General features: G+C 66.8%; 11 protein-coding genes and 1 tRNA gene. 5 read left to right on the forward strand and 7 right to left on the reverse strand.

Annotation, left to right across the window (positions count from 1 at the left end; all coding sequences use genetic code 11):
* Positions 1-207 precede the first annotated feature (207 nt).
* Positions 208-2,043 (reverse strand): acyl-CoA dehydrogenase, encoded by a 1,836-nt coding sequence (locus ACFWPJ_RS10170; RefSeq protein WP_378849401.1) that lies wholly within the window; start codon positions 2,041-2,043, stop codon positions 208-210.
* Between the two features lie 233 nt (positions 2,044-2,276).
* Between ACFWPJ_RS10170 and ACFWPJ_RS10175 the strand changes: the two genes are divergently transcribed.
* Both ACFWPJ_RS10175 and ACFWPJ_RS10180 read left to right on the forward strand, forming a co-directional pair.
* Positions 2,277-2,870 carry an alpha/beta family hydrolase gene (locus ACFWPJ_RS10175; protein WP_378849390.1) on the forward strand — a complete coding sequence of 198 codons (594 nt, stop codon included), beginning with the start codon at positions 2,277-2,279 and terminating at the stop codon, positions 2,868-2,870.
* Between the two features lie 106 nt (positions 2,871-2,976).
* Positions 2,977-3,441: a flavodoxin family protein gene (locus tag ACFWPJ_RS10180; protein WP_378849391.1), complete on the forward strand. Its 465-nt coding sequence runs from the start codon at positions 2,977-2,979 to the stop codon at positions 3,439-3,441.
* Here the strand turns inward: ACFWPJ_RS10180 and ACFWPJ_RS10185 are convergent.
* A complete protein-coding gene (locus ACFWPJ_RS10185) occupies positions 3,421-4,110 on the reverse strand; it encodes a class I SAM-dependent methyltransferase (RefSeq protein WP_378849393.1) in 690 nt (229 codons plus the stop codon). The two genes, ACFWPJ_RS10180 and ACFWPJ_RS10185, sit on opposite strands and share 21 nt — an antisense overlap.
* 289 nt (positions 4,111-4,399) lie before the next feature.
* Between ACFWPJ_RS10185 and ACFWPJ_RS10190 the strand changes: the two genes are divergently transcribed.
* On the forward strand, positions 4,400-5,677 hold the full coding sequence (locus tag ACFWPJ_RS10190) for an MFS transporter (protein ID WP_378849403.1): 1,278 nt from the start codon (positions 4,400-4,402) through the stop codon (positions 5,675-5,677).
* Positions 5,678-5,753: 76 nt separating this feature from the next.
* On the opposite strand, the gene ACFWPJ_RS10195 is transcribed toward ACFWPJ_RS10190, so the two are convergent.
* Both ACFWPJ_RS10195 and ACFWPJ_RS10200 read right to left on the reverse strand, forming a co-directional pair.
* Positions 5,754-6,860 carry a DUF4185 domain-containing protein gene (locus ACFWPJ_RS10195; RefSeq protein WP_378849405.1) on the reverse strand — a complete coding sequence of 369 codons (1,107 nt, stop codon included), beginning with the start codon at positions 6,858-6,860 and terminating at the stop codon, positions 5,754-5,756.
* 173 nt (positions 6,861-7,033) lie between these two features.
* Complete coding sequence (locus ACFWPJ_RS10200; protein WP_378849395.1) at positions 7,034-7,780, reverse strand: crotonase/enoyl-CoA hydratase family protein; 747 nt, start codon at positions 7,778-7,780, stop codon at positions 7,034-7,036.
* 125 nt (positions 7,781-7,905) lie between these two features.
* Between ACFWPJ_RS10200 and ACFWPJ_RS10205 the strand changes: the two genes are divergently transcribed.
* Both ACFWPJ_RS10205 and ACFWPJ_RS10210 read left to right on the forward strand, forming a co-directional pair.
* Positions 7,906-8,223: a hypothetical protein gene (locus ACFWPJ_RS10205; protein WP_189034426.1), complete on the forward strand. Its 318-nt coding sequence runs from the start codon at positions 7,906-7,908 to the stop codon at positions 8,221-8,223.
* A gap of 11 nt (positions 8,224-8,234) precedes the next feature.
* A complete protein-coding gene (locus tag ACFWPJ_RS10210) occupies positions 8,235-9,179 on the forward strand; it encodes an amidase family protein (RefSeq protein ID WP_378849407.1) in 945 nt (314 codons plus the stop codon).
* Positions 9,180-9,208: 29 nt separating this feature from the next.
* On the opposite strand, the gene ACFWPJ_RS10215 is transcribed toward ACFWPJ_RS10210, so the two are convergent.
* The 3 genes from ACFWPJ_RS10215 to ACFWPJ_RS10225 form a co-directional block, all read right to left on the reverse strand.
* Positions 9,209-10,393 carry an ImmA/IrrE family metallo-endopeptidase gene (locus tag ACFWPJ_RS10215; protein WP_378849397.1) on the reverse strand — a complete coding sequence of 395 codons (1,185 nt, stop codon included), beginning with the start codon at positions 10,391-10,393 and terminating at the stop codon, positions 9,209-9,211.
* Entirely contained in the window at positions 10,308-10,988 is a 681-nt protein-coding gene (locus ACFWPJ_RS10220; RefSeq protein WP_378849399.1) for a hypothetical protein, read from the reverse strand. The genes ACFWPJ_RS10215 and ACFWPJ_RS10220 overlap by 86 nt, the downstream gene beginning before the upstream one ends.
* Positions 10,989-11,330: 342 nt before the next feature.
* Positions 11,331-11,401, reverse strand: a tRNA-Gly gene (locus tag ACFWPJ_RS10225).
* Between the last annotated feature and the right edge of the window lie 195 nt (positions 11,402-11,596).

Here is an 11,596-nt window from a genome sequence, read left to right on the forward strand (position 1 = left end):
GGCCTCCCCAGCGAGGCCCCCACCACCACACCCAAAAACCCACCGCGGTGTGGGCGTTCGCCACCCCCCCCCCTATCAACTGGTCTCGCAAGAACATGGGTAACTCACCGGGAACCGGCTAACTCCCCGCACCACCTACCTCCGGCCGCGCACTCGAGCCGAAGACCCACCTGAGTCTGGCCAAAGTACGCGGAGAGGCGGAACAGCTCAGAAGGCGGCTTCGTCGAGGTCCATGATGTCGTTGTCCAGGTTGGCCAGGATCGCGCGGGTGGCGGTCAGCTCGGGCAGGACGTTGCGGGCGAAGAACTGGGCCGAGGCGACCTTGCCGGTGTAGAAGGCGACGTCGGAGCCGGTGGCGCCGTTGTCCAGGGCGGCGAGGGCGATCTCGGCCTGCTGCAGCAGCTGCCAGCCGATGAACAGGTCGCCGACTGCCATCAGGAAGCGGACCGAACCCAGGCCGACCTTGTACAGCTCGGTCGGCTGCTCCTGGGCGCCCATCAGGTGGCCGGTCAGGGTGGCGGCCATGGTCTGGACGTCCTCGAGCGCGGTGGCGAGCAGCTTGCGCTCGCCCTTGATGCGCTCGTTGGCGCCCTCGGCGTCGAGGAACTTCTGGATCTGGCCTGCCACGTGGGCCAGGGCAACACCGCGGTCACGCGCGATCTTGCGGAAGAAGAAGTCCTGCGCCTGGATGGCGGTGGTGCCCTCGTACAGCGAGTCGATCTTCGCGTCGCGGATGTACTGCTCGATCGGGTAGTCCTGCAGGAAGCCGGAGCCACCGAAGGTCTGCAGCGAGTCGGTCAGGTACTGGTAGGCGCGCTCGGAGCCGACACCCTTGACGATCGGGAGCAGCAGGTCGTTCACGCGGAACGCGACGTCCTTGTCGGCACCCGAGACCGCGGCGGCGATCTCTTCGGTCTGGTGGGCGGCGGTGTAGAGGTAGATCGCGCGCAGGCCCTCGGCGTACGCCTTCTGCATGGCCAGCGAACGACGCACGTCCGGGTGGTGGGTGATGCTCACGCGGGGCGCGGCCTTGTCGGTCATCTGGGTCAGGTCGGCACCCTGGACGCGGGTCTTGGCGTACTCCAGCGCGTTCAGGTAACCGGTCGACAGGGTCGCGATGGCCTTGGTGCCGACCATCATGCGGGCGTTCTCGATGACGTCGAACATCTGCGCGATGCCGTTGTGGATCTCGCCGACGAGCCAGCCCTTGGCGGGAACGCCGTGGCCGCCGAAAGTGACCTCACAGGTGGCCGAGGCCTTGATGCCCATCTTGTGCTCGACGTTGGTGACGAACACGCCGTTGCGGTCACCGTAGGTCTCGGTGTCGAAGTCGAAGTGGACCTTCGGGACGTAGAACAGCGACAGACCCTTGGTGCCCGGGCCGGCGCCCTCGGGGCGAGCCAGCACCAGGTGCATGATGTTCTCGAACATGTCGTCGGAGTCACCCGAGGTGATGAAGCGCTTCACACCCTCGATGTGCCAGGAGCCGTCCTCCTGCTTGACGGCCTTGGTGCGGCCCGCGCCCACGTCGGAGCCGGCGTCCGGCTCGGTCAGCACCATGGTGGCGCCCCAGTTGCGGTCGGCGATCTTGGCCGCCCACTGCTTCTGCTCGTCGGTGCCGTTGTTGAAGAAGACCTGCGCGAAGCCCGCGCCCGCGGCGTACATCTGGATCGGCGGGTTGGCGCCGAGCACCATCTCGGACAGTGCCCAGGTGATGGCGGAGGGAGCGTTCAGGCCGCCCAGCTCCTCGACGACGCCGACCTTGGCCCACTCGCCCTCTTCGAGAGCCTTGTAGGACTTCTTGAAGGACTCGGGGATGGAGACGGTGTGGGTGTTCGGGTCGAACACCGGCGGGTTGCGGTCCGCGTCGGCGAACGACTCGGCCAGCGGACCCTCGGCCAGGCGACGGACCTCGGAGAGCATCTCCTTGACGGTGTCGGTGTCCAGGTCACCGAAGGTGCCGGCGTCGAGCAGCTTGTCGATGCCGAGGACCTCGAAGAGGTTGAACTCGAGGTCGCGAACGTTTGCCTTGTAGTGGCCCATGTGAGTACTCACTCTCCATTGAGTCTGGTGCGGTCGGTTGTGCGCCGTTCCCGCCCGTCTGACGTCCACCGGGGTAGCCTTGCCGGTTTTCCGCATGCTACTCGCGGGTAACTTACTGACCATATTACCGGTGGGTAATCGTCTCGGCAAAGGGGTCCGGGGGCAATGTGACGTGAAAAACACGCGCGAGCGCGGAGATGTTGCTCGCCGCGGCGGCGGGGCTACCGTGAGGTGTGCGCATCGAGACGAGTGCCGGACCCGCCGAGATCGAGCTCGACGAGGTCGCCGAGCCAGCCTTCCTGCTGGTGATCACGCACGGCGCCGGCGGTGGCGTCGACGCGAAAGACATTCTGGCGGTGAGGGATTCGGCGATCGAAGCCGGTGGAACCGTCGCCAGGGTGGTGCAGCCGTACCGGGTTGCCGGGCGGCGGGCGCCGGGGTCGGCGGACAGGCAGGACGAGGCGTGGCTCGAGATCGTCGCCGCGTTGCGTGATCGGTTTGCCGGGGTGCCGGTTGTCCAGGGGGGTCGCAGCAACGGGGCGCGGGTGGCGTGCCGGACGGCCGTCGCGGTGGGTGCGCGCGGGGTGATCGCGCTGTCTTTCCCGCTGCATCCGCCCGGGAAACCGGAGAAGAGCAGGCGCGACGAACTGCTGGCGCCCGGTGACATCGAGGTCGTGGTGATCAACGGTGGCAGCGACCCGTTCGGGGTGCCCGATGCCGCCGACGCGGCCGAGGTGACAGTGATTCCGAAGCAGGCGCATTCGTTCCGGACCGGATTCGACGTGATCGCGGCGACAGTCACTCCGTGGTTCGAGCGCTGGCGTTAGGCGTACCTCCGCCTGCGCTCCGGCCATGCGCAGGTCTGATGAGGGCTGCGCCCGCAGCGCCCATTACGCTTCGGTGGACAGCTTCGTTCGAGAGGCAGGGGGCACCATGAAAGCGCTCATCGTGTGCACGTCCAAGTCGCACGGCAACACCAGGAAGGTCGCCGACGTCATCGGGTCGGTGCTCGACGCGCGGGTGGTCGACCCGGCGGAGGTCAGCGCGGCCGAGCTCGGCGAGTACGACCTGGTCGGCTTCGGGTCGGGGGTGTACTGGATGACGCTCGACGCGCGGCTGCGCGAGTTCGTCGACGCGCTGCCCGCCGGCGCGGGGCAGGAGGCGTTCGTCTTCGCCACCAGCGGGCTGCCCGAGCCGGGATTTCGCCCCTACCTGCGCAATCTCGGCGACCAGCTCGCCGGCAAGGGTTTCGAGGTGGTCGGTGGCTTCGCTTGCCGCGGGCTCGACACGATGGGGCCGCTCGGGCTCTTCGGCGGGCTGAACAAGGGGCGGCCCAGCGCCGACGACCTCAGCTCAGCGCGCGAATTCGCCGAGCAGCTACGCGGACGCTTCGCCTGATTCCGGCAGGTCGCGTTCGGCGACCACCAGGGCATCGATCGCGTCGGGACCCTCGGTCGGGCGCAGGACGGCGTCGGCGATGCGAATCGTGAGGTGGTCGCCCGCCGCGCCCAGTTCGGCCCGGATGTCCTCGGGCGTGAACAGGATCGCCGGGTCCTGCGGGCCGCCGTAACCCTGGGTGAGGTTGCGGGTGTCGTGGCCGAGGACCAGGAGCATGCCGCCGGGGGAGATCATCGCGGCGAGTTCGCGCAGCAGGGCGCCGCGCTGCTCGGCGGGCAGATGCACGAACACCATCAGGATCAGCTCGTACGGCCCGGTGATCCCGGCTGCGGCGAGGTCGGTGATGTCGGCGCAGTGCCAGTTCACCCGGGAGCGGACCGAGCGGGACAGGCGCGCGGCTACCGTTCGGCCCTTGTCGATGCCCACCTGGGAGAAGTCGACGGCGTCGACGTGCCAGCCGTGGGTGGCCAGCCAGAGTGCGTGGCGGCCCTCGCCGCAGGCCAGATCGAGCGCGCGCGGCAGCGGAGGTGGGGTGCCGCCGGTTTCGTCGGGCAGAAGCGCGACGCGGCGATCGAGGCCGTAGACGTATTCGACCACCGTGCTGTTAGGCGGTGCGCCCCAGATCAATTCACTCTGGGCATACCGCGCGTCCCAATCCGCCGCGCGCATTCCGCCTCCCCGCAATTCATGGCCAGAGTCACCAAGCGTGCTGGCAGCGACGCGGCTGCCGCGTGGCCTGGAGTCATGGTAGCCCGTTCCCGGTGAGCCACCCAGGTACTCACCGGACATCGTCCGCCGCGCACCCCTTTTCGGGGGTAGCTGCTACGTGAGCCAGATCACTATTTTGCTCTTACCCAGCGAGCCGACCGGGCACCGCAACGGGCAGAGAAAGAGGAACACAGCAGTGAGAGTGTCTCCAGATACGGCGGCGGTCACCCCGACGCCGCCGGGTACGAGTATGCGCAAGGTCGCCATTGCGAGTTGCGTCGGCACCACGATCGAGTTCTACGACTTCTTCATCTACGGCACCGCCGCGGCCCTGGTGTTCCCGAAGGTGTTCTTCCCTGCGCTCGGGTCGACGGCGGGCACCGTCGCCTCCTTCGCGACCTTCGCTGTCGCCTTCATCGCGCGGCCGGTCGGCGCCGTGCTGTTCGGGCACTACGGCGACCGGATCGGCCGCAAGAAGACGCTCGTCTCGACGCTGCTGCTGATGGGTATGTGCACGATGCTCATCGGCATGCTGCCGAGCGCGGGCACCCTCGGCGTCGCGGCGCCGATCATCCTGGTGTTGCTGCGAATCGGCCAAGGATTCGCGGTCGGTGGCGAATGGGCGGGCGCGACCCTGCTGACCGCGGAGTACGCCCCACCGGGCAAACGTGGCCGCTACGCCATATTCCCGCAGATCGGGCCTGCCTTCGCCTTCATCCTGTCCAGCAGTACCTTCCTCATCACCGGCGCGGTCCTCGGTGACGCGGATGACATCTTCCTCACGTGGGGCTGGCGGATCCCGTTCTTGTTCTCCATCGTGCTGGTCGCCGTCGGCCTGTACGTGCGGTTGGCCATCGAGGAGACGCCGGTGTTCCGTGCGAACCAGGCACGGCGGGCACTCGACACCGCGGCAAGCACACCGAACACTCTGCCGTTCCTCGATGCCTGGCGCTTCCAGACCAAGGAGATCCTGCTCTCGGCCGGTTCGCTGGCTCTGCTGTTCGCCTTCTTCTATATGGGCACCGCGTACCTCACCAGCTACGGGACCAAGACCCTCGGTTTCAGCAGGCCGTTCGTGCTGACGGTTGGCGTCGGTGCCGCGCTGGTCTTCGGCGCGGCGATCGTCGTCTCGGCGCTGTACTCGGATCGTCTCGGTCGCCGCCGGGTCATCATGGTGTCGTGCGGGCTGGCCGTCGTCTGGGCGCTGGTGTTGTTCCCGCTGCTGGACACCAAATCCCCGGTGGCCTTCGCGATCGGCGTCGGGACCACCCTGGCGATCTTCGGCATCGCCTACGGCCCGTGTGGCGCGCTCCTGCCGGAGATGTTCCAGACCCGATACCGGTACACCGGCGCCGGACTCGGCTACAACCTGGCCGGCGTCCTGGGCGGGGCGATTCCCCCGCTGATCGCCGCGCCGCTGTCGGCGGCCTACGGGAGCATCGCGATCGGCGTGATGCTGGCCGCGCTCGCGGTGCTCAGCTTCGTCTGCACCAAGGCGTTGGTCGAGACCAAGGACCAGGCCCTCTAGGACGCGGAAATGACGCGAGGCGCCCCGTTCGGCATCGAACGGGGCGCCTGCGTGGACTGGCGCCTGCTGCTGGAAATTACAGCCGGGTGCGCATCAGGACGACGTTGTACTGGGTGTGGATGGTCGTCATGAAGTAGAGGTCGCGGCCGGTTTGGTACGGGAAGATCGACGGGGCGTAGGCGGCGGGGAGTTCGCGGGTGTCGATCAGGACCTCGGGGGCGCTCCACGGGCCCTGCGGGGAGGGCGCGCGGCGCATCACCACGGAGTTGAACGGGTCGGTGGTCAGGGAGATGAACTGGCCGAGGTACTCGTTGTACATCACCGACAGTTCGCCGACGCCGCCCATGATGGGGGCCGCGGCGTTCACGTCATCGAGCTTCCAGCCGCCGCCGTCCCAGTATTCGTAGGCCCCGAGGTTCTCGATCTGGGCTTCCGGGACGCGGGCGATGAACGCGTCGTTGTTGCGGCCGGAGCGGGTGCCGTACTCGTAGACGAAGCCGCCGTCCTTCAGGAAGGCGTTCATCTGGAAGTTGCTGTTACCGCCCTCGTCGGGGCGGCGGGTGTGGGTGAGATCGGCCCAGGTCTCGCCGTTGTCGGCCGAGGCGGCCAGGCCCGAGTAGCTCGTTGTCCACTCGCCCGGCGCGTCCCAGGTCTTCACCGACATCAGCGACAGGTACTGCACGCCGTTGGCGGAGATGCCGGCGGTCGGGATGCGGCTGATCTCCAGGAACGGGATCTTCGGGCTGGGGATGAGATCGCGCGCCTGGCCGATGAGATCGCGCACGACACTGTCGAAGAAGATGCCGCCCGACGGGTCCTTGGTGTGGCTGCGGACCAGGATGTTGGACCGCCACGCCCAGGTGCTGCCCGCCAGCAGGTTCGGGAAGCCGATGCCCGCGGTGTCGCCGAAGGCGGTCAGCATCTCGCCGCGGCCGTTGTCCCACATGATGCCGAGGTCGGTGCCGAGGACGTTGTAGTTCTGGGTGTTGTTCGGGCTCGCCATGCCCGTGACCTGGAAGACGGCTTGCGTGCGCCCGTGCAGCGCGGGCAGGCCGTTGGTGCCGTTGAGGACGGGAATCGGGTTGATCGCGTTCGGATTTGCCACGGCGGGCGTCGCTTCGCTCACCAGCAAGGCCGTGGCACCCGCCAGTGCGGCCAGCAGGATGGGACCGGTCTTGTTCACGATCGTCGCCAGCCTCCAGGTCACGCCGAAATCCGGGGACGCTCCAGGTTCAACTGTGTCGCGGACTACATTTCGACTGATGGATGAATCGCAGCGATGTTAACAGTCAATCGGGGCGGGGTGGGCTCTCTCGATTGGTGAGTCGGCGTGAACAATTGTCCAATTGCCTGGCGCTAGCTGCGAGTCAGTGCCTTACGCAGCAGCAATGGCACCTGGGCCGCGCGTTCGGCGGCGAAGGTCGCGCGGGAATTCCGCTGCCAGGAGCGGTCGAAAAGGCGCTTGGCCGCGGCGACAGCGCGCGGATCGCGGGCCGTGATCCGGTCGGCGAGGATTTCCGCGGCCGCCTGTGGGTCGTCCGCGATGTTGGTGATCAGGCCGATTTTCCGAGCGTGCGCGGCATCGACGGGGTCGGCGGTCATGGTCAGCAGCAGGGCCTGGTCGATGCCGATGAGCTGGGACAACGAGACGGCCCCCGACATGTCGGGAATCAGGCCGTGCGCGGCTTCCATGACCGAGAATTCCGCGCTCGGCGCGGCGATGCGGAAATCGGCGGCCAGCGCGAGCTGCAATCCGCCGCCGAAACAGCGGCCGTGCACGGCGGCGATCACCGGAACGTCCAGGCGTCGCCAGGCCCAGCAGGCTTCCTGGAATGTGTTGGTGCCGCGCCACGGTCGCGGCAGGAATTCGCGGATGATAGCCAGGGGGTCGCGGGTGGCGGCCGCGATATCGAGTCCGCTACTGAAACTCGGTCCGTTACCGCTCACTATGACGACCCGGGTTTCTTTGTGCTCGGACACTTTTCGGGCCGCGGCGACCAGATCGCGCAGCATTTCCAGCGTGAGCCCATTGTGTTTGCCGGGCCGGTTCAAGGTGATATATGCGCGGTCGCTCTCGAAGCGGGTGGTGATGTTGTCTCCCATGGGGCTATCTTACTCGCGAGTCAGTTACGGGTGGGAGGTTCGGTGTGGCCCCGGGGGCGGTGGTGCGGCATGATCCTCCACGGCTGCGCATCGGCCGATGCGCGTCGATCGAGAGGACTCGAGTAGTGCGAATCTGTCTGATCGCCGCGGCGCTGATCGCCGCGCCGATGCTTTCTGCGTGTGGAAGTGGCGACGACGCGCCCGCGGTCACCCAGGAGCAGCTGTCGAAGTCGTTGCAGGACAAGGGGCTGAAGAACCCCGAGCTCGCCGACTGCGCGGCGAAGGTCTTCCTCGACTCGGGGATGTCGCAGGACGGGTTGCGGGTGATGGTGTCCAACTCGCAGTCCGGTGATCCGGCGAAGCTGCTCGGCGAGGACGACGCGGCCAAGGTGAGCGCTGCCCAGTCCAAGATCGCGGCGGACTGCGTGCGTTTGGGTAGCTGAGGCTGGCGCGTATCGATCGCGCCGATTCAAACTCTCGTCGGGCTCGGTCGACGGTGCTGCACTGGAAGCGCCGTGGCGCGGAGGCGAGGGCGTTGGCCCGGCGGACCGACCTGGCGCTGCTGCCGTTGGCGGGGGTCCCCGTGGGGGTCAAGGACCACGTCGATGTCGCGGGGTGTCCGTCACGACACGGGACAGCCGCCTTGTCCGCCGCGCTTGCGGGAGCAGAACAACAACACCGCCGCCGCCGGCGGGCAGCTGGTGGGCAGGTGGGGGGCCCAAACCCCCAGCCCGAGCGGGGTCAGGGGGCGGGCCCCGAAAGCGTGGCGTTCGGGGTGACCCGCAATCCGTGGAATCTGGAGTACACGTCCGGAGGGTCGAGCGGCGGTTCTGCGGCCGCAGTCGCGGCCGGGATGGTCCCCCTGGCGCTGGCGTCCGGCGGCGGCGGGTCGATCCGGATTCCGGCGTCGTGCTGTGGCCTGGTCGGTCTGAAGCCTGGGCCGGGACTGGTGCCGCGCACGGGGCCGGGCTGGCGAGGTATGTCGGAGCTGGGCCCGATCGCGACCACGGTCGCCGACGCTGCACTGATGCTCGACGTGCTCGCCGGCACCGACTGCTACCGGAAAGCGGTGGCCGAGCCGGATCGGGCGCTACGCATCGGTGTGACGGTTGTGCCGCCGACACCCGGAGTGCGAGTCGACCCGCAGGTTCGGGTGGCCCTCGAGGCGGCGAACGCCGGAATGATCCGGACCCACCTCGCTGCGAGCAGGCTCATCCCATTCCTTCTGCCGTTCAACCTGGCCCGATATCCGGTGGTGACGATACCGGCGGGACGGTCCGTCGATGGACTGCCGATCGGTGTTCAGATGGCGGCCGCGCCCGGCGGCGAGGGATTGCTGCTTTCCACCGCGGCTCAACTCGAGCGGCTGCGTCCCTGGCCCCGCCACGCGCCGGTGTGACAACCCAGTGGGCATTTAGATCTCGGCGTTCAGACCGCGCGGAGGCGATGAAGGCCGACCAGCGAACTGCGGTTGGTGGCACTGGTCACTTCGGTTTCTTGCGCGGTCCGCAGCTCGGTACCGAAGGTTAGCGCGTGCACGTCACCCAGCGGGAGGCTCAGATCGTCGGCGATGACGCGGGCGGTGACCACCCGCTTTGTGCTCGACCGATTCAGGACCTGTGGAAACACTCGTGACATCTCGTAGTTCGGCATGCCGCCGGGTTCAGATGATCGAAACCCTCGCGTCGACAGTTCGACACACGTTTGGCGGTATGTCCAATCACTGATGCGGCCAGCTTTGTGTGCGGCAAAAGCCAGTGCCATCGCGGAAACCTTGAATTGCTCGCGTACTGCGAGGATGTCATCGACCGATGGCGTCGGGGACAGGTATTCGGTCATGCTGGCCGACGGTATGAGGAATTCCGATGCGAAGGCGTCGGCTTCTTTTTCCGCGGCGGCGGTGTGGGACGGCTCGTTGTCGTGCAGGACGAGGTGTCCGATCTCATGGGCGAGGTCGAACCGTATGCGTTCGGGAGACTTCCGCCGGGCGAGGAACACATAAGGGGTGTTAGCGTGCCATATCGAGTAAGCGTCGACCGTATCGGCCACCGATGGCAGCGTGTACACACGGATGCCACGAGACTCGCTGAGCTGCACCAGATTCGGCAGCGGTTTCGTCCCGAGTCCCCAGTATCCACGCAGAAGTTGCGCTGCGGTCTTCGGGTCGTCGCCGACCAGCGACGGTAGCGACGTTTCGGGAAGGACGTACCTGGTGGAAATCCAGCGATCGATCTCGATACCGGACACCCCAGCAGCTGCTGCGGCGTCGCGTTGACGGGCGCCCGCCCGACGCGCCGCGCGGAAACGAACCTCGGCCGGGTCGAAAATTGGCGCATCGGTGCGATCGAAATAGTCCGGTGGGAAACCCAGCATGTCGCCGAGAACGCAGGCGAGAGCGTTGGGCGCCTCGCCTGCCTCGTATCGGGCGATAGTGCCGGGGGTGACTCCGAGCTTGCGTGCCAGCTCGACCTTCGTCATCCCTCGGCGCATCCGCGCTACCCGGATCCTGTCCGGGTCGAGATACTTCTCAGATTGCCTCGGCAACCTCGAAGTCGACGTCACCGCCTCCGATGTCGTTCGGCCGTGCTGTGACAACTTCCGGCCTCCATTCATCGAGGATGACCCGCACCTTCCAACCCGTAAACTGCCCGTCATCGAATCCTAGTGGCAGCGAAACTTCGAGCCTGATGGACTCGCTGTCGCGGTGGTACAGGAGGAACCATGCACCCCGCGGTGGCCTGCTCTTCCAGCCTTCGGCGTCGTCGGTCGAGCCGCCACCGAGAAGCGTCTCCACGGTGATGAGCGGCAGTGTGCTGTTCACCGCTTCCGAGGTCGCTTTCCCTTTTCGGTTGGCAGCCAGCGGGCCGGTTGGATGATCGGCGATGCCGGTAGCTTCGTTCCCGCCGACGATGGACAGCGTGTACGAATCGTCTGCCCAGATGGAGAACGGCCGATTGCGGTGATTCCGGCCTTCCCATTGATTGGTGCCGGCCAGCAGGTGACGCAACCTGCCGACGACATGAATCCACCTCGTGAGGCCTGCGCCAGTCGGAGGATGGTGTTCGGTGAGGTTTGCCGCTTGGATCTCGCCGGTCTCGATCGCGTCCACGACGTGCTCGATCGCGATGTCCATCTGGCTCAGGTAGGCGGCGGCATCCGCAGATCCGATGACGATCGTCGGCTGTTGGAAAGACAGTGGCTGACTCATAGGATCGATACCCCCGCATTCGTCCTCAGTATTTTGTTCAAAACCGCTCAATCGGCAGGTCAGTGGCAGGTTATCACATGCCTGAGGTGGGTGGTTGCTACGCAACTTCGGAGGATCGACCGCAGATGGGTCCACGCCGCCCGTGAAGACCTAGACCCACTGGCGTTCCGCGGCAGCAAATTTCGCACTTTGCATGCGGGCTGCTTCCGGCCGCCTGAACTCGCGAGAACATGGGTAACTCACCGGGCACGGGCTACAGAACCCACCCACCCCACCGCCGGCCGCGCACAAAAAAACTCCCCGCGCCTAGGTCTGGCCTGAATACGCGGGGAGGCGGACGAGAGCCGATGACGGGAATCGAACCCGCGCTGTCTGCTTGGGAAGCAGAAGTTCTACCATTGAACTACATCGGCGTGCGCTCATCGAGCGCGTTCGCGACTCTATCAGACCGGCTCGTGTGCCGGTCAACTCTTCTTTCGGTCGGGGCCGGTACGGCGTGGCGGTGGAGGCGGTCGCGCGCCTGCAACCCGGCGTCGACCCGTGTTGACGGCTGGTCGGGTGATTACGGGCCGGAGCGGTGGATTGCCGTTCTACAGTGCGTCGACGGG

The organism is Nocardia sp. NPDC058497, assembly GCF_042720195.1.
In the GTDB taxonomy this organism is placed as follows: Bacteria; Actinomycetota; Actinomycetes; order Mycobacteriales; family Mycobacteriaceae; genus Nocardia.